13 protein-coding genes are annotated in these 23,941 nt (G+C 36.5%); all 13 read right to left on the bottom strand.

Translation table 11 applies throughout. The features are described from left to right. Positions 1–3 precede the first annotated feature (3 nt). Positions 4–6,885 (bottom strand): type I polyketide synthase, encoded by a 6,882-nt coding sequence (locus tag G4P69_RS12140; RefSeq protein WP_208341232.1) that lies wholly within the window; start codon positions 6,883–6,885, stop codon positions 4–6. Positions 6,886–7,016: 131 nt separating this feature from the next. Next, the gene (locus tag G4P69_RS12135) at positions 7,017–9,638 is read right to left on the bottom strand and encodes an aminotransferase class III-fold pyridoxal phosphate-dependent enzyme (RefSeq protein ID WP_243902327.1); all 2,622 of its coding nucleotides are present in this window, start codon (positions 9,636–9,638) and stop codon (positions 7,017–7,019) included. 145 nt (positions 9,639–9,783) lie between these two features. Beyond that, positions 9,784–10,902: an acyl-CoA dehydrogenase family protein gene (locus G4P69_RS12130; protein WP_208341231.1), complete on the bottom strand. Its 1,119-nt coding sequence runs from the start codon at positions 10,900–10,902 to the stop codon at positions 9,784–9,786. Between the two features lie 134 nt (positions 10,903–11,036). Continuing rightward, entirely contained in the window at positions 11,037–11,852 is an 816-nt protein-coding gene (locus G4P69_RS12125) for a methyltransferase domain-containing protein (protein ID WP_208341230.1), read from the bottom strand. Positions 11,853–12,315: 463 nt separating this feature from the next. Beyond that, positions 12,316–13,458 carry an alpha/beta hydrolase gene (locus G4P69_RS12120; RefSeq protein WP_208341229.1) on the bottom strand — a complete coding sequence of 381 codons (1,143 nt, stop codon included), beginning with the start codon at positions 13,456–13,458 and terminating at the stop codon, positions 12,316–12,318. A 289-nt stretch (positions 13,459–13,747) separates the two neighbouring features. After that, positions 13,748–14,257: an MAPEG family protein gene (locus G4P69_RS12115; RefSeq protein ID WP_208341228.1), complete on the bottom strand. Its 510-nt coding sequence runs from the start codon at positions 14,255–14,257 to the stop codon at positions 13,748–13,750. 104 nt (positions 14,258–14,361) lie between these two features. Then, positions 14,362–15,651, bottom strand: a complete 1,290-nt coding sequence (locus tag G4P69_RS12110) for an acyltransferase domain-containing protein (protein ID WP_208341227.1) — start codon at positions 15,649–15,651, stop codon at positions 14,362–14,364. Between the two features lie 199 nt (positions 15,652–15,850). Continuing rightward, positions 15,851–18,520 carry an FkbM family methyltransferase gene (locus tag G4P69_RS12105; RefSeq protein ID WP_208341226.1) on the bottom strand — a complete coding sequence of 890 codons (2,670 nt, stop codon included), beginning with the start codon at positions 18,518–18,520 and terminating at the stop codon, positions 15,851–15,853. Between the two features lie 56 nt (positions 18,521–18,576). After that, positions 18,577–19,647, bottom strand: a complete 1,071-nt coding sequence (locus G4P69_RS12100; RefSeq protein WP_208341225.1) for an HAD-IIIC family phosphatase — start codon at positions 19,645–19,647, stop codon at positions 18,577–18,579. A 19-nt stretch (positions 19,648–19,666) separates the two neighbouring features. Next, complete coding sequence (locus G4P69_RS12095) at positions 19,667–20,833, bottom strand: acyl-CoA dehydrogenase family protein (protein ID WP_208341224.1); 1,167 nt, start codon at positions 20,831–20,833, stop codon at positions 19,667–19,669. Between the two features lie 137 nt (positions 20,834–20,970). After that, positions 20,971–21,222, bottom strand: coding sequence for an acyl carrier protein (locus G4P69_RS12090; RefSeq protein ID WP_208341223.1), 252 nt, complete (start codon positions 21,220–21,222; stop codon positions 20,971–20,973). Positions 21,223–21,291: 69 nt separating this feature from the next. Further along, positions 21,292–22,149, bottom strand: coding sequence for a 3-hydroxyacyl-CoA dehydrogenase family protein (locus G4P69_RS12085; protein WP_208341222.1), 858 nt, complete (start codon positions 22,147–22,149; stop codon positions 21,292–21,294). A 662-nt stretch (positions 22,150–22,811) separates the two neighbouring features. Beyond that, positions 22,812–23,693: a DUF3102 domain-containing protein gene (locus G4P69_RS12080; protein ID WP_208349991.1), complete on the bottom strand. Its 882-nt coding sequence runs from the start codon at positions 23,691–23,693 to the stop codon at positions 22,812–22,814. Positions 23,694–23,941: the final 248 nt, after the last annotated feature.

Here is a 23,941-nt window from a genome sequence, read left to right as displayed (position 1 = left end):
TTTTTAGTCTTCTTTCAGTAAATTTTTTAGTCTATTCAGTCTTTCAGCAATTAAGATTTCAATGTTACCTGAGGAAAGATTTTCATCTTCTAATCTTGGCTGAGCTTGTGGTTGTTTACCATTTTGAGATTGAGTTTCAACTTTGGTTGTTATTTGTAATTTCAGAATTTTTTGAAGAATGTACCTACTTAAATCTTGAATATTTGGTGCTTCAAAAGCCAACGTTGAAGGCAAGAAAACTCCTAAAACAATTTCTAAGCGATTTTTCATCTCCACAACCATTAAAGAATCCATTCCCATATCAAAGAATCCCTTGGTTGGAACTATTGAATCAGAAGATTCCAGTTTCATAATATGGGCAACTTCATCCTGAAGATAACTCACTAAAAATTCTTCACGCGCATTGATTGGATTTTGTTCTAATTTATACAATAAATCTTTATGCGGTACTGAAACAAAATCATTCGTCTCTGTTGATTCTTGTTTTCCTAAAATACTAGATAGGAGAGGTGACCGTAATTGAGTACTAAATCTTTGCTGGAAAACAACCCAATCAATTGTTAGAACTCCAATTTGTGGGAGAGCTTTCCCTAATACTATATCAAATGCTGATAATCCTTGCTTTAGAGTTATAGGATTCAATCCCATTTCAGCAATACGAGATTGAGAACGATGATCTAACTTGGCTGTCATTCCTATATTCTCCCATGGCCCCCAATTAATACTCAAAGCTGGTAAACCTAATTGGTGGCGATAATGACAGAAATTATCTAAAAAAGCATTAGCTGCGGCATAACTACTCTGTCCCAAAGAACCAATAAGCGAAGCAATAGAAGAAAAACAAACAAAAAAATCTAATGGACAATCCTGGGTTAATACATGTAAATTCCATGCTCCTTTGATTTTTGGAGACATCACTTGGTTGAAACGTTGCCAATTCTGATGTAGTACAATACCATCGTCCAAAACTCCAGCCGCATGAATAATACCTCGTAAAGGTGGGAAAGATACTTTAACCTGTTCTAGTACCTTGACCATGTCTTCTGTGCAAGACACATCAGCCTGAGCAATGAAAAGCTTAACTCCTTGTCGTTCTAATTGATCTAAAGTTTCTTGAACCACACTACTAGGATGATGACGCCCAATTAAGACTAGATGTCGTATACCTTGGTATACCATCGATTCAGCTAGTTTTAATCCCAAGTCACCCAAACCACCTGTAATCAAATAAGTCGCATCTGCGCGTAACTGTGCTTTGGGAAATTGGGGTATCTGAGCCGGTGCTAAACGAGCAAGATAACATTGTCCATTACGTAAAGCGATTTGATCTTCTTGCTGTTGACTCAAAATTTCTGCCAGTGCTAACTCTAGTTCATTTAGGTTTGCTTCACCTGATAAATCGAGCATACCTCCCCAAATACTCGGGTGTTCCAGAGCAATGACTTTACCCAATCCCCATAGAGAACTTTGGTGAAATGCAATGGAGGTTTGTGCTACAGGTGTTGCACTTTGGGTGATTAACCATAGTTTAGAAGTTGACATATTTTCTTGAACCAAAGCCTGCACTAGATACAATGCACTAGTGCACATCAGTTGTTGGGTTTGTTCCAAGATGGGAATTGTTAACTCTTCTAATTTAATTGTTTCTAAACTCCATAGATGAATGATTCCTTTTAAAGGTAATGAGCTAGAATTTCTACATTCTTGCAAGATACGGCTAAAATCTTCTGAGCGATTGGGGTCAATAGTCCAAGTTGTAGATGTTAGTTGCTGGTATTTATCCCCAGGATACACCAGAATACAGTTGTGACCGTACTGTTGTAATAAATCAGCTATGGCTGATCCTAGAGTATTAGGTTTAGCAAAAATTAGCCAACTACTTGGTTGAGACAATTTGCTGATGTCAATAGACGATAATTGTTGAGCTTTCGGATGCCACTCAATATTATAAAACGAGTTTTTGAGGCTATCAGCTTCTATCTCTAGTTGATGTTGTTGAACTAAAGCTTCTACCAACTGGGACAATAATTTTTCTTCTGTTGTTGAAAATTTGTTACTTGCTTGTAAATACTGTGTTAATTTTACTGTATTTCCTTGTTGTAGAAGATTAATGATAGATGATTGATGATATTGTTTTGAGATCTGTTGTGCTGTTTGAGACTGATTGATATTGTCAAACCAATAACTTTGGCGTTCAAAGGGATAAGTGGGCAACGTTATACGTTGTCGCTTGTAATCGCGATCTAGTCCCAACCAGTCTATTGATAATCCCCGTGTATACAACTCGCCTAAGCTATTAAGTAGAATACTCCAATCTTCATATCCAGGACGCAAGCTGGGAAGCCATAACCCTTCAAAATTTCGTAGACAATTACGTCCATTAGCCAATAAGGTTGGTTTTGGCCCAACTTCTACAAATGCATCAATGTCATAAGCCAGCAATGATTGTATACTAGTAGTAAACTTTACAGGAGAGCGTAAATGAGAACACCAATAATCTGGATCAGTCGCTGTTGTAAGTTCTTCTCCCGTTAGATTGGAGATGATAGTTATTTTGGGATTATTATACTTAACAGTGGCAGCTATCTGATAGAATTCAGACAGAATCGGTTCCATCAAAGGTGAATGGAAAGCGTGAGAAGTCTGTAATTTTTTAGTTTGAATACCAGCACTTTTTAAAGTAGCACTAATTTTTTGAACTGCTTGACGCTCGCCAGAAATAATTATATTTTTTGGCCCATTGTAGCTAGCAAATCCTACCTTTTGCTCATCTATCTCTACAGTTGCTCGTAAGGTTTCTTCGTCTGTTAGCACTGCCATCATTTCCCCTACTTGAGGTAGACTCTGCATAAGGAGTGCTCTTGAAGCAATGAGTTTTAGACCATCTTCTAAACTAAAAATGCCTGCTAAGACTGCTGCGACATATTCCCCTACACTATGACCCATAAGTGCAGATGGTTTTATTCCCCAAGATTGCCATAACTGGGCTAAAGAATACTCTAGAGCAAACAGAGCAGGTTGAGTATAGGCAGTCTGATCTATTAATGAAGTTTCTTCAGATGTCGGATACAGGACTGAAAGTAAAGGTATATCTAGGTAAGATCGCAAAACTTCATCACAATAGTCGAGGTTAGCACGAAAGACGGGTGATGTTTCGTAGAGTTGTTGTCCCATCTTTGCATATTGAGAGCCTTGCCCTGTAAATAAAAAAGCTATTTTAGGTTGATTTTTTGCATTGCTGACTTTGATTGATTGACTTACTGAGCTCTCCTGGAGTTCATCGGTGGTAAAGTTACGAAGTTTCTCTTGTAACTGCGTACGCGATGAGGCAACCAATGCTATACGGTAATCGAAATGCGATCGCCCTGTATTGGCGGTAAAACATATATCTGCTGTGGATATTTCCCGATGTGCTTCTAGAAGTTCTACATAAAGCTGTGCTAAATCTCTCAAGCTTGTTTTGCTTTTTGCCGAAAGAGCCAACAGATGTTGAGGACGTTCAATATTTGAATTTGACTGGAGCGATGTTGTTATTGGTGCTTCTTCCAAAATCACATGGGCATTAGTTCCTCCGAAGCCAAACGAAGACACCCCAGCAAATCGGCCGTTTACCCCTCTAGTCCATTTCTGGTTTTCTGTAGCAATCAATAAAGAAGTACCTACTAGAGAAATATGAGGGTTGATCTGATGAAAATGCAAGTGACGAGGAATCTCCTCATGTTGCAAAGACAATGCAACTCTAATTAACCCAGCAATACCAGCAGCAGCTTCCAAATGACCAATATTAGTTTTCACTGAGCCAATCCAGCAAGGCTGTCCTAAAGAGCGTCCTTCCATCAGCACTTCTTTCAAAGAATTTACCTCAATAGGATCTCCTAAAGAAGTTCCAGTACCGTGCGCTTCTACATAACTAATTTGATCCGGTGCAACTTTAGCATTAACTAATGCTTGACGAATAACTGCTTGTTGTGCAAGTCCATTAGGGGCTGTAAGCCCATTGCTGCGTCCATCTTGATTGATTGCTGATCCTCTAATTAAAGCTACGATCCTATCTCCATTCCTCTGAGCTTCGGAAAGACGTTTGAGCACTATGACTCCACAACCTTCTGAACGGACATAACCATCAGCTTTTGCGTCAAAGGTTTTACAACGACCATCTGAAGCCATCATTTTAGCCTGCGAAAAAACGACGGTCAATTGGGGAGCCAGAATTAAGTTTACCCCTCCAACAATAGCCATCTCACATTCTCCATTAGCCAAACTTTGACACGCTTGATGGACTGCTACTAATGAAGAAGAACAAGCAGTGTCTACTGCCCAGCTGGGTCCGTGTAAATCTAGTGTGTATGATAAGCGATTCGCCGCAATACTCAAAGCATTACCTGTACCAAAGTATGCATTTAATAAACTTGAGTCGTTAAATTGCAATTGAGAATAATCATAATTGCAAATACCAATAAATACTCCTGTGGTACTTCCAGCTAGTCGTTCTGGTGCGATACCCGCATTCTCTAAAGCTTCCCAAGTTACCTCCAGCAACAATCGTTGTTGGGGATCTATACTTTCAGCTTCCCGAGGAGAAATGCCAAAAAATTGAGAATCAAAATAATCTACCTGGTCTATAAAACCACCCCAACGAGTATTCATCTTGCCTAAATCGGCTTTCAAATCATAAAATTCGCTGATATTCCAGCGAGATGAAGGTACTTCCTGAATAGCATCTATTCCCTCATGCAACAATTGCCAAAATGTTTCCGGGGTATTCGCTCCAGGAAATCGGCAACCCATACCAACAATAGCAATTGGTTCTGTCGTTTGAGGCTTGATAGTAATAGAATGATAAATTGAGTTAGTCGATTTATTAGTTAAATACTCGACTAAGGCTTTAATTGTTGGGTACTCCCATAGTAGAGTGGGAGAAAGATGACGTTGCAGCCATTCTTCTAATTCTCCGACTAAACTCACTGCCTCTCTTGAGGGTAAACCATAACGAATAAATGGTTCGCGAATATCTATCGTTGTCGCATCAATATTTAATCTTGTAGATAATTGGGTTAATAACCAATCGATAATTGCTTTTTCGGAGTAATCAATAACATATTTTTGCCGGTTATTGTTTGTTTTTTGTTCTTCCGTAAAAGGTTTTCTCCATTCATTAATAACTTCTAAAGTTTTTTCAATAAAAGCTTTACGGCAGCCACTGCGTTGAATTTTTCCACTAGAAGTTTTCAGAATGCCACCTTTTTTTAACAAGGATATAGCAAAAACTTCTAGTCCATGAGTTTCTAAAACTGCTTGAGAAATGGTTTTTATTAAATCCTCACTATCTTCAATATTACGTTCTAATTCTGTAGCAATCACCAATCGTTCTTCACCTTGAAATTCGAATGAAAACGCTGCACAATGGTTAGAACGAATTAAAGAATGACACTGTTCTACAGTCCATTCAATATCTTGAGGATAGTAATTGGCTCCCCCAATAATAATCAAATCTTTGAGACGACCAGTAATAAACAATTCTCCATCTTTGAGAAATCCTAAATCTCCAGTTCGTAGAAACGGACCTTCTTTAGTATCTGTTAGATAAGCTTGGAATGTCTCTTCTGTAGCTTCTACTCTATTCCAATACCCCAGAGCCACACTAGGATCTGAGATCCAGATCTCTCCTATTTTATTTGGCTGGCAGAGGGTTCGTTTCTCTGGGTGCGCTATCACTACCTGCATATTACAGATAGGAACACCGCAGCTAACTATGCTCAATCCTCCTTTATCTCCTGGAGGAACTTCCACAATTTGATTTTTTTCTAAAGCAGTGGCGGAAACTGTACAACTGGTTGGTTGCTGCGTATGCCGTTTTGTTGCAACTAACAAAGTAGCTTCTGCTAATCCATAAGATGGATAAAAAGCTTCTGGACGAAATCCACAAGCACTAAATTTTTGGATAAACCTTTCTACAGTAGCTTTACGAACTGTTTCTGCGCCATTACTAGCTGTTCGTAAGCTGCTTAAATCGAGGGTATTAAGTTGTTCTTGTGTAATTTTCTCTAAACAGTAATCGTAAGCGAAATTAGGAGCTTGTGTATGAGTGACTTTATACTTAGAGATGGCTTGTAACCAGCGAATGGGACGCTTGAGAAAAGCCATAGATGACATAATATAGCAGGGAATTCCTGTATATAAAGGTTGTATCAAACCATCAATCAATCCATAATCGTGAAAATAAGGCATCCATGTGACAGCAACACTATCGGAGTTGTATCCCCATGCTTGTTGGATATATCCAGAGTGATGAATAACGTTTCCGTGACTGATTATGGTTCCTTTAGGTGTGGAAGTAGAGCCAGAAGTGTACTGGAGATAAGCGATATCGTCACTACTGATTGCTGGAGGTTCCCATTCCTGAACTAGCTGCTGCTCAATAATTTCTTCAGTAGCTAACCAACGTATATTTTCGAGTAATTCTGATATTGGCTCTTGTACTGCCGTTACTTGGGATATGATTTTGTGAGTCGTAAAGACTAAAGATGCTTGAGCATCCTCTACAATAGCTTTTAGTCTCGGTAAAGCACGTTTTAATCTTGCTGGATCAGGTGGTGGTGCAGGAATAGCAATAACTTTTGCGTACAAACAGCCAAAGAAAGCACTCAGAAATTCTAATCCTTGTGGGTATAACAAGATTGCCCTTTGTCCAGCTAATTTTTGAGACTGAAGATAAGACGCGATCGCACGCGCTTTTTTATCTAATTCTGCGTAAGTCAACTGACCTGCTTCTTTATCTCCATCTGTTAGAAATGTATAAGCTAGCTTATGTGGTTGGTGAAGTGCTCTATAGGTTAATAAATCAACCAAAGTTGTAACGTCAAAGGAAGATAATTCGTAATGCATTTTAATGCTATTTCCAGTTCAGTGTATCTTCAAGTACAAAATAAGACGCAAATCATGTGTAACATTCCTGTGGTTCTGTTATGAAATATCAATGATTTAATGACTAATTACATCACAGGAATTATTGGCTTTTACATGACAAAAAATTTATCTTGAATCATCTGTTGTAAACTTCGTTCAAAAGCTTGACAAATCATTTCTAAATCTTCCTGCGTATGGCTAGCGTTCAACATTAGAGTGTGTAACTCTGGCATGTAAATTCCGTGTTTACGCATATAGTATGCGAGGGCTAAATTAGCCTTAAAGTTACTCCCAGCTTGTTTTTCTCGATAAAACTTAATCTCTTTATGGGTGAACGACAGCGAAAAGATAGATCGATTAGCCCTCACTTTAAACGGAATCTTGTATTTCTGAGCAATTTTCAGCAGTTCTTGAGCTAACCAAGTGGTTTGCTGCTCTAAACGCGTATAAATTTCTGGGTGTTCCCTTAGATAAGTTAAAGCTGCCAGACCAGCGCTACAGGTAAGAGAATTACCTGTCATTGTGCCACCTATAAAAGCTTTGCTTTCGTAATCAACAAAAGGATCTCGTGAACTTTTGGCAATATCGATCAATTCTGCCTTACCAGCCAGAGCTCCACAAGGAAGACCTCCACCAATAATCTTACCTAAACAAGTCAAATCAGGAGAAACACCTGCCAGAGTTTGAATCCCTCCATAAGCAACTCGGAATCCTGTAACCACTTCATCAAAAATGAGTGGTAAATCGAATTGAGTGCAGACATGACGGAGTTCTTGTAAAAATTCCGTGTCATAGGTAGCCATCAAAGAAGACATAGGCTCACAAATGACGCAAGCCAGTTCATTCGCAGCTTCTCGCAAACGTTCTATGCTTTTAGGATGGCCATACTGTAAGACAAGAGTTTGTTGAACTACGTTTTGATTGCAGCCTTGAGTACCATTCATGGGTTGGGGTTCGTCTTTTTCACCCGTAAAACGAAACCATGAACTCACCATACCTTGATCGGAAAAGCCGTGGAAGTGACCTTCAAATTTCGCTATGCGATCGCGTTTCCGATAAGCCCGACACAACCTTATTGCATGTAAAACTGACTCAGTACCAGAGTTGGAAAATATAACCTTGTCTGCGCTTGGGAAAGCTTTTACAATAGTTTCTGCTAATTGAACTTCCGGTAAATTACCCATGACGTTCACACCTCCCATTTGCACTGCTTCTATAAGTGCAGCGGTAATAGCAGGATGTGCATAGCCTAAAAAGTGAGGTCCATAACCACAAGAAATATCTAAGTATTGATTTCCATCTACATCCTCTAATCTGCAACCATTAGCTTTTTTAATGAAGAGTGGGTAGCTACTAGGAAAAAAGTAGCGATCAAGGTGAGTTGGTGCAACAAGATAATTTCGAGCGTAGTCACGTAGTTCTATAGAAGTAGGGCTGTGCTGTGAGAAATAACTATCGAATATCTCCTTAACTGTCGCATTCATATAAGGAGAGAAACGATCAATAAATTTACGTACATTTTCCCAAATATCAATTTCAGGATCAATCTGGTTTAAAAATCCCTCAAATGATATGAGCAGTAAGTCTATTTTAGTAAAAGTGGTTGTGTATTGTGCTTTATATTTTTTAAGAATTTTGTTGATATCTTGAAAGTAGGCAATTGTTGACCAGCGACTTTTGCGAACTTCAAAATGAAGTTTTAGAACATCTACAACTTCTTGCTTATATTTAGACCAGTCGCGTAAAATATGATCTTTGTTAACTACAAAATCTTTAGTGAATCGCTCAACAGCTAAATCCCATTCTTTACGATTACAGGCAAAATAGAAAGAAGATAATCCCCATTTTTCATCTTCACTGAGCTTGACTGTAATGCCAAAGTCGATGAAAGTAACTTGACCATCTTTACTAAAGATGATATTCCCAGGATGAGGATCACCATGGCTATAACCATCAAAGTAAAGCATACTCCAAATAGCTTCCTGAAAACGTCTTGCCAGTAATGGAGCAGGTAAATCTACTTGATGAGCATTCTGACCCTTAATTCCCTCTATAAATTCCATAACTAATATACTAGAAGTACATAATTCCGGAATTAAAGTTGGAATACGGACATACGGATGATTTTTAAAGTTATTATATATATCCTGTTGACATTTTGCTTCCTCTCTCATATCAGTTTGAGCAATCAACAAAATATATAGCTCTTGAAATCTAACAGGTAGATTGAATTGTCTAATATTAGGTAAGAAAAAATGTGCAAATCCGATAAGATTTTTTAAGATTTCTAAATTTTGTTGTAGTTGCTGCTTAACATTTTTTTTGACTATCTTAACTGCAACTTTTTGACCAGTGGTTAAAATTCCCTCATGAACTTGAGCAATCGATGCACTGGCTATCGGTTGAAAATTGAATTGTTCAAAAATATTTTCAATGGGTTGGCCTATCTCATTTGAGAATGTGTTCTTGACATACTCTGAGCTTGAGGGAATAGTATTATCCTGTAACTCACGTAAACGACCTGCAATTTCTTCACCGATCAAATCTGAGCGAGTAGCGAGAATTTGCCCAATTTTAATATATAAAGGGCCCATTCGTAGCATATATCGATAAATCCATTCGCTACGAATCATTTTACTTTCTTGCTCTTTTTTACCAAAAGTAGAAAATAAGTATCCCAAACCATGTAAAATTGTCAAATACAAAATCCTTGATAAATGAAAAACAATCATTATATTTTTCCTTATGGATATAGATTTATACGTGGAGGTAAGAGGGGCAGAAAAGGTGAAGAAAAAAGAACTAATAGCTGCTCATTTTTCTCTTCATCTATTCAGCTTCCTCTAATCTTTGTATCAACCTTAAAGTAAAACGATCTTAGTTAAGTCCCATTCCCATCAGGTAGTGATCTAAAGCAGGTGAAATACTGAATCGTGAGGGTGGATGAAATGCGAGTGCATGAGCAGAGGAAAATAAACAAGAAACTTCGGATGAACTGATAAAGGACATACCGCCTAATAGCTCCACAGAGGCGTTGGTGGTGCGTTGAATAGTGCCTTGTGTAGCAAAACGTAGAAACAATGACTTTGCGAGGAGATCTTCCTCGGTGTATTTATCTAACATAATTGAGTATGCCAATCCCTCAAGTGCTGCCATTGAATTTTCAAGATCAATAGCTAGAGCGACTCTCTCAATTGGTGTACCCCTTTGAGCTATGATTACACGTTCCACTAAAGCACTAGCAATTCCAAGGTAAGCAGCTGACATTATAATTTCAAACCAAAGCAGACCTTTAGCTTGAATTGTGTTGATATATCTTGGATCGCCTGCACGATATAAGCTCTCGTCTGGGAGAAAAACATCATTAAAAATAACTTCATCACTTTCTGCACCAGACAAAGCCCAATTTCCCCAAAATTGCCGTCGTTCGATTCCTGGAGTGTCTGCGGGTAATATAGCCAAAGCAAGCTCTTCTTCTCCTTCCACACTTCCCGGTATCATGATACCAAAAGTGATAACATCCATTGAATAGGTTAAGCTACATGGCTTCTTGCTGCCACTGACTCGATAACCACCGTCAGTTTTGGTCACTTTCATCGTCATGGCGAACATATGTGCATTTGTTTGTCCTTCTGCAAAAGCAGAAGATACATACAATCTGCGTTGTGCGATGTCTTCTATGACTTTGATCTCAGACTCAGTACTAGCTAAGTCACTCAAAACCAAAACTGTACCATGATGCATAGTTGTAGCAACTGCAAGCGAGGGAGAACGGCTAGCAATAGCTCGTTGCATTTGTACAGCTTCGACTAGAGAAGCGCCCAACCCCCCATACTGTGATGGAATTAGTATATTTGTCCCGCCCTGGTTACGAAATTCTTTTATTGCAGGGTTACCAGGCTTTTCCATTTCTAGTAGTGGTATTTCTGCAAGAGCTTGATCTAGATCTGGTAAAAATTTTGCTAGTGTTTTCCGTTCTTGTTGTAAAAAGCTCATTTGGATTTGTTCACAAAATGCGATTCGGCGTTTGACTTTTGATTCCAAAACTTTTTGGTAGCGTTCTATATGAGCTAGTATTTTTTACTACATAGCTCTGAACAGCAAAGTTAAGAAATAAGTACACGAATTAGTTAAGGCTTATATCCACAAACACAAAAGCCTGTAATAGCGCTGAGGAAATGGCTAGTTTGACTAGCTTTCTCTAGATAAACTAGCCATTCTTCTGCTTCTTCTGCCGAGATAATCCCTTTCTCTCGTGCATAGTTTGCAGATTTAGCTAGATCAAAAGAATGGCTTGCCATATTGAAGTCATTAACGATATAAGTTTCTGGGTGAACAGATATATTCTGTAATCCCAAATCTTTGAAAATATTAGGTAGTTGATGTGCTAACCAACCGTTGGGAATGTTATCACAACTAATATTGAGAATTTTTCTAGTCAATTCTCGATTAGGCATATCAACTACTAGGGTTCCCATATCAGGTTCGCTGATATCAATCCTTGCACCTGAACGGGCTACTCGTACCATTTCTGCTATCATTTTAACGGGTTCTGATACATAAATTAGCACTCGATCAGCTCGGCAAATATCAAAACTATTATTTGGAAAGTCAAGAGTGTGAGCATCACTTACATAAAATTCTAAGGGTAAATCTAAATTTTGAGTTCGTTTACAAGCCTCAGTGATCATTGTTTCACTACTATCAACACCTACAACTCGACCTGATTTACCAACTTTCTCGGCTAATGCCTGTGCATCATTGCCAACTCCACAACCAACATCCAAAATATGATCAGACTCTTGAATTTTTAGTCGAGCAAAGCCTCGATTTTTATAACCTTGAAACCATTCAACTTGGTTTAAGTTATTCAAGTAATTAATGTAGTAGTTAGGATCATTAGAATGATCAACTTCTCTAAAACCTAGTAGACCGAGGTTTTCCATGATTATCTTTGCTAGAAGGTACAGTAATCTACAAAAGCTTACAAGATTGAAACTTATTGATGAAAAGAGCTACTTTTCAGGTTGAAAAAAATAGGACGTTTGAGAACCTTCATGTTCTCCCTAATGATTTTCTTCCTCGAAACGAGATTTAATACTTTCTTAATTTCTTTTCTATTTACATAGTACACTAATTTTTTACAACTTACACTAATATTTATTGATAATAATGAATTTTTTTTAATACCTCTTATAGATTTTCTCAATAAAATTTCTCAAAGAAATAAGAGCAATGATCGCAAAGTATAAATAGTGCAATCACTACTCTTCGGCGAGGTTACTCAAGAGTTGGTATTCTGCTAGACTATATCAAATTAAATGCAAAAGTCAGAAGTCAAAATTAGTACACGAATTCTGACTTCTAAAGTCTTGTTCAATAGTGGTGATAGATAGTTCAACAAAATTCTTATTTTTTCACATCACATGCTACCAAGCAACCCTTATGTCCAGAATCATATGATTCTTCTTTGTCAGATGGTTCATCTTCGGATATTGAACCTTTACCTACAAAGCGATCGCTCCACTGACGAGATACTTTGTACCATAAAGGAGCATTCAATTGTAGATTGATATCGTGTCCTGCATTGGGTAGGACGTATATCTGTAATTTTGCATTTTGTGAAAAATATGGTGCTTCAAGTGCTGCCACACTCTCAGCACTATTGCAAATAGTTGGAGTACAGAAAGGATTATCCTGTTGTCCGATAACAAGCAGAACAGGGACATTAATATTTTTTGATGTATCGGATAAGACGGCATCTATCTCTGAGTCTATTTCGCTGGTTGTCACTGTATCTTTAAGCTGTTCATCTAATGTGACAACTTGTGGATCCACATTTTGTTGATTGTAGAAAAGTTCTCCTCGTGTTCCTGGTATAGTTGTCTGGTAATTATCTGGAATGTTTTGACCACTGAATTTTGGGTCAAGTTGCGCTGAGTAGAATGAGTTAAGTGCAAACTGGGCGTAGTCAAGTTTTAAGTTGTGGAGAAATCCAGTCAGAATAACCCCATCAACACCGCCATATTGACTTGCAGCATAAATAACTGGTCCAAAAGAACCATAGGAATGTCCTACATTGATAATCCGATCAAATCGCACTCCTTCTATTGCACCATTCCTCAGAGCTTGATTGATTTGAGCTAATACGTAGGTGTTAGATTGCAAGTTTACTTGGTCAGCAGGTGGACGGGAACTTTTACCAAGCCCAATTCTATCAATGTTAAAAGTGGCATAACCAGCTCGCGTTATAGCATTGACATAAGAATAACGCTCCTGTTGATAAGGGAAGTCCCAGTAACTATGGTTATATGTAAGACCAGAAACTAGAACTTGAACAGTACGACCCTCAATTGGAAGCTTACTGCACAACTGACCGTAAATTTTATATTGTGGGGATTCATTCGGTGATAATGCCACAGGTAAGTATGTCTCGGAACACTTTACAGACGAAGATGTTGGTGATTTCGCAGATGCAACTGTAAATGGTTGAAAAGCAATTGTAGATAAACTGACTAGAGGCAACAAACATTGATACAAAAACTGCTTCACTTTGGTTCCTCTATTCAGTAAGTTTTTTGAGAAGTATGATTAAGCAATTCGGGCATAGTGATTCTCGGGTAACATATTGAGAAATTGGAAATTTATTAGGCAGGAATTTTTGTAGAATTGGATTACAATTTTGTTTCCGTAATCCAATTCTCTAGAATGTCTTGCAAATTGGCGAGTTTTATCATGTATGGACTGATTTCTAATTTAGATCTATCTATCCCATCGTCAAAAAGATTTCAATCATCATACAATAACTTCCAGGCTAATATCTAAATCCCAAATATTTCTACTATAGAATGTTAGCCAAGGCATAAAAAATACAGGCTATACTCCCAAAAACATATACAAACCACGTCAAGAAAAATCCAATTGCTCGTCCAGGAGAAGGTCCATAAGTTTTGATTAAACCCCAAGCGTGAGCAATTCGAGCCACACTCAAGGTACTTCCCAGCAACCATAGAATCCATGTTGGTGTGTGCATTAACTCTAAAGCCAACACAAATAGCAATGCATGGGGTACATACTCAGCAAAATTGCCATGAGCACGAATCTTACGTTGTAACAATCCATAATCTTGAGTTTTTCCTTTAAAAAATTTCTGAGATGATTGCTCAACTAAAGCTGCCCATGGATTTGGGTTTATCAGGGGGTTGGGTTGTGCAGCTACATCTTCTTTAGACTCACCATGCCAAACTCTTGTTTTTGTTCGTTCAACTGAGGCGATATATGATAAAGAAAAAGCGATAAGACCATTAATCCCAATAAAAAGAGTTGAGATAGGCACAGCATTTTCAATCATTTTGTATCCTTACAAAATCTGACTAGTTTTTATTATGCCAGATCCCACTATAGTTTATTTCCATTTCCGAAAAAAGTTATTTTTTATATGATGTTCAAAAAAATTTACTTTCCTCGATTTGTCTCATGCTTAAATGACTCAATCTGTAAACCCTCTAGCCACATTTGACCTAGAGTATTAAGCAGAAATCTTACATCAGATTCCTTCTCATAAGGATGACGTAATGAAGAAAGTATGCTATGTCTAGAGCTACGCTTTGGATGTTGCGTTGCCATAGCACTTAAAGTTCGTCCGGGTCCAACTTCTAGTAAAATTGGGTTTGGCTGTTGAAAAATTTCTTCTAAACCTTCTGAAAAACGTACAGTCTGGCGCATGTGTCTAGCCCAATAGTTGGGGTTTGTCACTTGTGTTTCAGTGATCCAAGTACCACTGACATTAGAGATATAAGGTATCTGCGGTGACTTGAGAGTTACTGTTTCTACATAACTTGTAAATAGACTTAGGATAGAATCCATTTCGGATGAATGAGGAGCATGGGAGGTATCTAAACACAGACAAACGGCTCCTCTATCGTTTAGTTGGTTTTCTAATTCTTCCAGTCTCTTCTTGGGGCCAGAAATTACACATAGATTTGGACCATTGATTGAAGCCAGAGAAAGTTGATCTCCTAAAAGTGGTAAAACTTCCTTTTCTGAAAGCTGGACAGCAAGCATGGTACCACCTGGGAGCTTTTGCATGAGTTGACCACGACTAGCAACCAACTTTAGCGCATCCTCTACAGAAAAAACTCCAGCCAAGCAAGCAGCAACGTATTCGCCAATACTATGGCCTATCATTGCTTGAGGATGTACGCCCCATTGTTGCCATAACTTTGCCAAGGAATACTCTATTGTGAATAGAGAACATTGTGCAATTAAAGTTTGCTTCAGTTGTTGCGTGGCTTCTTTAATATAATTTCTAGTGGGATATATTATTTGACGGATATCAACTCCCAAATAAGCTTTTAAGTATTCTGAACATATATCAACTTGTTCTCTAAATGTTTTCTCGACTTGATAAAGTTCCAAACCCATGTTAATGTATTGTGAACCTTGACCAGGAAACATAAAGACAACAAATCTATTCTTAGCTTCCTGAAAACTAGTAAAGACAAGCTTGTTGTCCAGTTTTTCTAAAGCATTTATTGCACTATTGTAATCATAAAAACTAATCATTCTCCTATATTTACCATCCACTACACTAAAGTCGTTATCAATAATTTTATCTAATTCCTCATCAGTAGATTCCTTAAAAGATTTAATGATTTTTTTTGTTGACATGTCTAAATCAGAGCTATTTTGAGTAGAAATCACTAACAACTTCCAAATATCCAATTTTCTTAAAATTTTATACATTCAGATTTTGCTCCAGCTGGTTTAACACTTTTTTTGTTCAATGGGTGTTACTTATTCTTTTTTCAAATTTTAACTTTTTAAAATCTCTGGGAACCAGAGAATGGGAAACCGACTAATAAAAACATATCTTGTGGATACTTAGCCAATTTCCCGTTGTAAAGATTATGTGTTGAGCTAGTTCGTCACAAGCAACAAACTTCTACGGATTACGAATAGCGTAAAGATTATAAATATTTGTAGCTTTATATAAAGAATCTTGCTCTGTGATGACATTATAACCCTTAGCTTTTAATAGAGAATCTACTTGAGCTAAACGATTTGATTCATCATGTACTTCAATTACAATTTGTCTAATTTTTAACCAATCATGCTCGTTGATCCCTAAAAGAACATCAAATTCACTTTTTTGTACATCAATCTTGAGCATATCTATACGGTTAACACTATTTTCCGCAATGACTTCAGAAAGAGTTTTTACAGGGCAATAAAAAGTTTCACTTTTAAAACGCTCCTCTAAAAGTTCATTTGTGTATTGCAAAACTTCTTCCATTTCAAGCATTCCTGCTTTCTTTTGATTGAGGATGATTGATTTTAAAACCTGCTTTTCTTCCTCTTCGTTTGGATAAAAGGATGACATCCCTGAACTGTTTGGGTAAAAGGTGAGTGTAATTGTCTTACTTTCATTAGATAAACCACAGTTAAAAAGCTTTATATTGCCTCTACACTTGGATGTATTAGCTTGCAAAATTTCAAAAGTAGGTGGTGAAGGTTCAAAAGAATATATGGTTAAATTATCACTTTCTTGATCAGCAAAGAGTGTAAATAAACCAATATTAGCTCCTACATCAAAAATGTGGTCTCTTGGATTGAATTGAATACCATTTTTTGCATAAACTTTATGCTCATAAATATCCTCGTAAAAATGTTCTGTTTCAGCTTTATTTTGATGGAAAATTTCCATACCGTTTTTTAGTTTATAAGTTAACCAGTGAACAAATTTATATTTTTTGCTTGCCTGTTCAACATCCTTGTCTAAAACATCTTGTTGTCGATAAATATTTGGATCTATCAATACTTCATTTGTAATAAAGGTAGCTAAATCAGCTATTGTCAAATTTGTGAATATAGCAGATAGAGGAATTTTTACTTCAAGAGTTTTCTTTATTTTATTAATAATTTGAATTGCTATTAAAGAATGTCCACCTAAATTAAAAAAGTTGTCAAAGACACCTATTTCCTGTAAATCAAAAACCTGCTTCCAAATATCAGAAATTTTCTGTTCTATATCATTTCTAGGTGCAACATAAGAGTTTTGTAAGTTTAAGCGTAGGCGTTCGTGTTGTATGACTTCTGTAGAATCATGAGTATTTAAATTTAAGGTCTCATAAGGAATTTTCTCTGGCTTAAGTTCATCCTCCTTTTGATATTGTTCAAATAAATCAACAGGTATATTAAGTGTATTATAACGTTGCTGACCGTAATAATTAGACCAATTTATTGACAGTCCTGTTAACCAAAGTTGACCCACTGTGTTAAGAATAAAATCAAATTCTAATTGATTATTGTAAGAGGTTGGTAATGACGAGAGTACTAATGGTCGGTGAACTGTGTTATTTACTAGATTTTGTAGAGTTATACCACCTAAAGTTTGACCTGGTCCCACTTCTAAAAGAGTCTGCCCAGGTACTTGCAATAAAGTTTCAATACCATCAGCAAACCGTACTGGTTGACATAAATGCTGGGCCCAGTAACTAGGATCTGTCGCTTCTTCTACCGTAATCCACTTACCTGTAACATTAGATATGTAGGGAATTTGAGGAGATTTAAGGTCAAAAGTTTTAACCAGATCAATCAATGGCTCTACAATGTCCTCCATCATAGGTGAGTGAAAAGCATGAGTAGTTTGGATTTGCTTACAAGCTATTCCATCACTTATCAGGTGCTGTTCTAACTTTGCAACCGCTTCTACAGAACCTGCAACAACAGACAAAGTAGAACCATTAAGAGCAGATAGGTAGATACCCTCTGTCAATATTGGCTGTAATTGTGATGGAGAGAGAGCTACTGCTAGCATAGCTCCAGTAGGTAATGACTGAATGAGTTGGCTTCTTTTAACAACCAAAGTTAAAGCATCCTCAAGAGATAAAACACCAGCTAAACAAGCTGCAACATATTCACCTAAGCTGTAGCCAATTAGCATTTGAGGCTTGATACCCCATGTCATCCACATTTGAGCTAGCGCATACTCAATGACAAACAATGCTGGCTGAGCAATATCTGTTTGATTCAGTCTTTGAGTATTTCTGTCTACCTCTACCTGATTTCGGCGTACCATTTGCCGTAAATTAAAGGTAGGGGATGTTTCTGGAATTAAACTTTGTTCTGGAGAATTTGTCTCAGTTTGAGTTCCTTTTGGATAAAGTATATCTCGCACATCTATACCCAACAGAGGCTTCAGTATTTCTGAGCAATGAATGATATGCTGACGAAAGGTTGGTTCATATTGATAAAGCTCTTGAGCCATATTGACATACTGTTCCCCTAACCCAGGAAACATAAAAGTTACAGTGTTAGGACAGCCTTGAACACTCCTACTTAGTAGACGAGCAGAGTTTCTGTTTGTTAAGCTCTCCACAGCATCGTCAATATCTCTACATACTAACATCCGGCGATAATCAAACTCTTTCTGATTTGTTTGTAGAGTATAAGCAAAATCAGCAATATTGATATAAGAGTTCTCGTTAAGAAATTTTGCTACGTGATCGGTAAATTTTTCTAAGATAGATTCTGTCTTACTAGACAACAACAGTAAATAAGACGAATTAGGATAAGTGTAAGATTGATCAACGAGAAATTTTCTGTTATTCATGGTACGCTAAATTATTTATGGATCTCGATTGAAAATAAAGAGAGGGTATCTATTCTTTAATCTAATATTTCTATTTTTACATAATCAGGAAAATTAGGTTTAGCTTCAGAATTATACATAAAAACAATTACATCATTATCCTTGCTAATTTCTTGAAAGCCACTAAATTTATATGTAATATACATGAAACGATTACGATCATTAGAAAGAAATTCTGCCCGTAATTTAACATTTTTTTCTTTGGCCATACGTATAATATGGTTGAGCATAATTCCACCTACACCTCTAGACATAACCCGACAAGACATTAGTAGTAATTTGATAGTCCATAAATTTTCTTGGCATTCTATAAGTGATAGCCCAATTTTACCGTAACTACCATACTTATCATCTAAACTAGCAATCAGTAGTTTATAATTTTCAGATTGCCTAAATTGATTCAGTTCTTCGTAGGAATAAGTATATCCTGTTGTATTTAATTGATTAGTGCGTAATGTTAGCTCTTCTGCTCTTTGTAAATCACTTTCTTTAGCAGAAGAAATGATCATATGCATCTTTAGAGTCGCTAAAAATTCTTCTTTAGAACCTACAAAATCTTCTGCCTCCTTTTTACGTTTGATATCACTTAAATACATTAGTCTTCTATTTTTAGAATCTTCTGTAATGAATCTAGGATGCATTTCTGGCATATCTAAAAGTTGATGGATGTCAGATGCACTAATACACAAAACTTGAGGAAGTGAAAATTTGACGTCGTCTAGTTCAAATTGCTGATCATCTACAAAAGCTACTGTATCTAAGCCAATATTAATTGCACTAGCAATTTCCTCAATAGAAGAAACTTTAGAGTTCCAATTTATCATAGGATATATAAAATACTCTTTTATTCCTAATTGTTCAAGCTTATTTATTGCTTTATTGTATTCATTTTTACTAGCAATAGATTGTAAAATACCTCTCCTATCTAGAGTTTTAATAATATCTACTATGTTTGCTTTTAAATCAACACATTTGTCTTCTAGCAAAGTACCATTCCATATGGTGTTATCAAGGTCCCAAACCACGCACTTAATTGACTTTTGAACAACTGTTTGGCTTTTATTTAATTGAGAAACTGTAATATTCATAGTCTTAGAAAAATAATTATTAATGTGATACAGCGAATATATTGGAATTAACTAAATTCTCTTGATAAGCATACTCAGCAATAGTGATTTCTTGCATTTGAGTACTACCTTCGATAATTTCCATAATCTTCGCATCTCGAAAATATCGTTGAACAGAGTAGTCACTAGTACAACCATTACCACCATGAATTTGTACAGCGTCATTTGCTGCTTTGTTAGCTATAACAGAGGCAAAATATTTAGCCATTGAAGTTTCCATCACTGATCTAGGATCTCCTACATCTTTTAAATAACCAGCTTGATAACATAGGAGCCTCGCCGCTTTTACATTAGTTAGCATTTGTGTGATCATTTGCTTTATTAGCGCGTGATTTTTGAGGTAAGCATCAAACTGCTTTCTCTGACTGGTGTACTGAACGCAAGCCTCTAAACAAGCTTGGGCAATACCCACACTGCCCCACGCTACGCTATATCTGCCGTAATCTAATGCAAAAGAAGCTACATGAGAAAAACCAAAGCCTTTTCTACCAACGATATTATTCTTTGGTATCTTACAATTCTCCAAATGTAATTCTGCTAACATTGAAGCTCTAGTTCCTAGAATACCAATCATCGGTTTAATTGATAATCCTGGGGTATCCCTCTCAACTAGAAAAGCAGTTGATTGATCTTCACACTGGGAAAAAACTAAAAATATATCAGCTATCTGCCCATACGTAATCCATCTTTTTGTACCATTTAGTAAATAAAAATCTCCCGTGGCTGTTGCTGTAGTTTCTACTTTCTTAGCATCACTACCAACGTTAGGTTCACTTAAGCAAAAAGCACCTATTGTTTTTCCAGATGCTAGTTTTGGAATCCAATATTCTTTCTGTAACTTACTACCCCATTTAAGAATAGCATGAGACACCATAGAATGAACGGTCAACAAACTTCGCAGTGAAGAACATCCCCTTCCTATCTCTTCATTTAAAATTCCATAAGTGATCATATCCATCCCAATGCCCAACTTATCTTTAGGTAAAAGAGCACCTAAGTAACCTTGCTGGGCTAACTTATCAATTAAAAATCGTGGAGTGTGTTCTTCTCTGTCCGCTTTATCTGCGTAAGGAATGATTTCATGGTCCACAAATTTTCGGAATGTAAGTTTACTATCTTTTTGCTGAGGAGTTAATTCTATCTGCATTGTGACATTGGTAATGTTTGACAAATAGCAGCGATTAATCTGTTGCAGAGTCGCAACGGAAATCTTTGCTAGTTACTCATGGAGGAGGGAACTGTAATCCTTGTCGGACAAGGATTACAAAATATTCATCTTAATAGTTAAGTTTGTATGTGCATAACGCTTTTTTTCTCTAATAAATTGTAAATAGCATTTATGCTTTTGAAGTTTTCAAATTCTAAGTCTTCATTGTCTACAGTCAATTGAAACTCTTTTTCGATAAAGAGAACTAACTGTATAGCAAACATAGAGTTGACAAAACCAAGAGAAAAAATATTCTCGTCATCTTGTAGATTATAATCGCCAAAATACTGAGAAAGAAATTTTCTGATTTGTAACTTGATATCTTTCATGATTTAGTTCAAGTGCCTTTAATTTGATAAATGTTGAAAAAAACGAAGAAATTTTTATGGCAATATAAATTAAGTTTTGTAGGCGTAGAAACCTTGACCACTTTTACGCCCATATAACCCAGCATCTACCATTTTTTTTAGTAAAGGTGATGGTCTATATTTACTGTCATTGAAACTCTCATATAAAACTTCAATCGATAAGAGAATAGTATCCAAACCGATTAAGTCGGCAGTTTCTAATGGTCCCATCTTATGACCAAAACACGTTTTAAAGATTCTATCTACTTCTTCTGCTGTAGCAACTTGGTCTTGAACAAGAAAGACAGCTTCATTAATAGTCAACATCAAAACTCGATTAGATACAAACCCAGGTGAGTCGTTAACTAAAATACATTCTTTGCCCATCTGAGCTAGTAACTTTTTGGCAACTTCAATGGTTGCTTCAGAGGTATGATAACCCCGAATCGTTTCAACTACAGGCTTGAGGGGCACGGGATTCATAAAATGCATTCCTATGACCTGAGCAGGGCGTTGTGTAACTGAGGCAATACGAGTAATTGGTATAGCAGATGTATTAGCCGCAAATATCGTATCTTCTGGGCAAATAGCGTCTATCTTTTCATAAATCTCTTTTTTGATTAACCATTTTTCTGTAGCGTTTTCTATGACGAACTCTGCATCTGCCAATGAATGATAGTTGGTAGAAAATTTGATTTTATCAAGAAAATGCTCAGGTTTATATCCTTTTTCATTTCTTGTAAAGAAATTTTGAAACCTTATGTTGTTCTTTATTTCTTGCTTTGCATGCTCTAAAACATTTTCAGAAATGTCTATAAGAATGACTTGATGGTTGTTTTGGGCTAGGGTTTGTGATACACCTATTCCCATAACACCAGCTCCCACAACGCCTACTGTTTTAATATCCATAACTTAGCCTGAATGATCAATCTGTACTTTCAAGTGAAACTTTGACTTTTTACAGGATGTTTTAAAGCGAATCTTTAGGTTTTTTTAATACCTACTTTTTCCCATTGATAATTATTTTCTCTAGAATAGAATCATGGAGAAAAATCAATGAAAAAATATCGCTATGTCTTTGTTTAAGTACTGCTGTGAGGAGTTGAAATTACATCGGTAAAAGTAACTCTCTCCTTAATTTTCAAAATTTTACATACTTTTTTGATAATCTCTCAAAAATAGGTTTATCAAAAAAAATCATATCCATTTCATAAAACACAAGCCTGGTGTTTTATAGAAACAAATTGACAAGTATACATTAATGTAAAACCTTAACTTAGTCTTTTCTCGAGACAAGAACCTTTAAGGAAGTTTTACTTTATTTATTGTTATCGTACCATATATCTTTTAAAGAAAATAAAAAAAAATTAAAAAAATATTATTATTCAATTAATAGATGTTTCTCAATCATGAGCAGATAATAAATTAATAGATAAAATTTGTGATTTTCAAGGGTGTATATTGTCAAAAAAACAGTCATGTGCATTGTGTATTTGATAGAGAATACGCTGATATGTTCAGATTATGAATATTTATTGGGCACAAGTCTTGTTATCCTGATTATTCATTTTCTATTCGCTTGAACTATCACTCTGTATGTAAGTGTATTCAACTTCAATATCCTGAGTCAGTGCTTTTTGAGCAGCAATAATAATTGCTCTTAGATGAGAATTGCTTAATCCATTTTTTGCAGAGTTTGTAATCACTAAAGCTACTTGCTCTGGTGTGAGTTTTTTAATTCCCATTTCTAACTGGATCATTGTATGAGGTATCTCTTCACAAGCTTTCGCATCACTGATTACATTAAGTGCTATTGGTGTAGAGTTATTAAGCCGCTCTCCATTTCTCTGTTCAGTAGATCCTAAATATTGTTTTTTAGATTCCACAAGTTTTAGCGTGTCTTGTGATGACTCTAGACACGTTTGTATATTCAACTCTAATCGAGTAAAATCTTCATCCTGAGATTTAAGGATGGATTTATTTGACTCTGACTCAGAACTTCCTACCAGGAGATTACAGTTTACTGATGAAGTATCCTTAGCTCTTACGGCTTTCTTATGCTCAGCAACAATTGCCTTAGCCTTGCTATAGGTAATGTTCTCACCCTGTTTTGCACGTTGAAGTACTTCTTTTCTTACATCTTCAGAAATCGAGGGGGAAGCTAGCAAGTAGAGAGCCGAAACGGCAATATTCAAATGTGTCAAATTGTCACTTTTAAAATTTTTAGATACTTGCATAAACCTGGTAGCAGTTTTGACACTCCAGTCAAACTCAAGCTCCAACCAAGTTCTAAAATTTCCATGACCTAAATGAGCTTTTACATTGGTCAATTTATGGCCAATTGCAATTACGCCTTCGATGGTACTACGCATCAAACTCTTAATTTCACTAGTATGTTGTTGAACAACTATTCGAGTTTCAGCGTCCAAATCTTTATAGTCGAATTCCAGCACTGACTGAGTTGATAGTTGATAGTTAATTTCTAAAAAAGAATAAACTAGAATCGCTGCAAAGTTAAGGAGTATAACTATAGGTAATAGCTATCGAGAGGATTCTAGTAATCAATCCTTCCCCACTAAACTGTTCAGAGGGGTGAGCAGACTGCTCATCACAGACAAAGCCAAAAGGTGCTAAGAACCCTTTGCTCTTACGCGTATATAAGAATTTTAAGCAGCTAATAAACACTGCTTAATACTCGAGA

It is taken from the genome of Aetokthonos hydrillicola CCALA 1050, from assembly GCF_017591665.1.
Lineage (GTDB): Bacteria > Cyanobacteriota > Cyanobacteriia > Cyanobacteriales > Nostocaceae > Aetokthonos > Aetokthonos hydrillicola.
This window is presented reverse-complemented; position numbering and strand designations above follow the sequence as displayed.

Bases quoted from the DNA above. Each gene is read 5' to 3' on its own strand.
- G4P69_RS12140 (WP_208341232.1), bottom strand. From the start codon at position 6,885: ATGCATTACGAATTATCTTCCTTTGACGTTACAACTTTGGTTGATTTA.
- G4P69_RS12135 (WP_243902327.1), bottom strand. From the start codon at position 9,638: ATGATTGTTTTTCATTTATCAAGGATTTTGTATTTGACAATTTTACAT.
- G4P69_RS12130 (WP_208341231.1), bottom strand. From the start codon at position 10,902: ATGAGCTTTTTACAACAAGAACGGAAAACACTAGCAAAATTTTTACCA.
- G4P69_RS12125 (WP_208341230.1), bottom strand. From the start codon at position 11,852: ATGGAAAACCTCGGTCTACTAGGTTTTAGAGAAGTTGATCATTCTAAT.
- G4P69_RS12115 (WP_208341228.1), bottom strand. From the start codon at position 14,257: ATGATTGAAAATGCTGTGCCTATCTCAACTCTTTTTATTGGGATTAAT.
- G4P69_RS12110 (WP_208341227.1), bottom strand. From the start codon at position 15,651: ATGTATAAAATTTTAAGAAAATTGGATATTTGGAAGTTGTTAGTGATT.
- G4P69_RS12105 (WP_208341226.1), bottom strand. From the start codon at position 18,520: ATGAATAACAGAAAATTTCTCGTTGATCAATCTTACACTTATCCTAAT.
- G4P69_RS12100 (WP_208341225.1), bottom strand. From the start codon at position 19,647: ATGAATATTACAGTTTCTCAATTAAATAAAAGCCAAACAGTTGTTCAA.
- G4P69_RS12095 (WP_208341224.1), bottom strand. From the start codon at position 20,833: ATGCAGATAGAATTAACTCCTCAGCAAAAAGATAGTAAACTTACATTC.
- G4P69_RS12090 (WP_208341223.1), bottom strand. From the start codon at position 21,222: ATGAAAGATATCAAGTTACAAATCAGAAAATTTCTTTCTCAGTATTTT.
- G4P69_RS12085 (WP_208341222.1), bottom strand. From the start codon at position 22,149: ATGGATATTAAAACAGTAGGCGTTGTGGGAGCTGGTGTTATGGGAATA.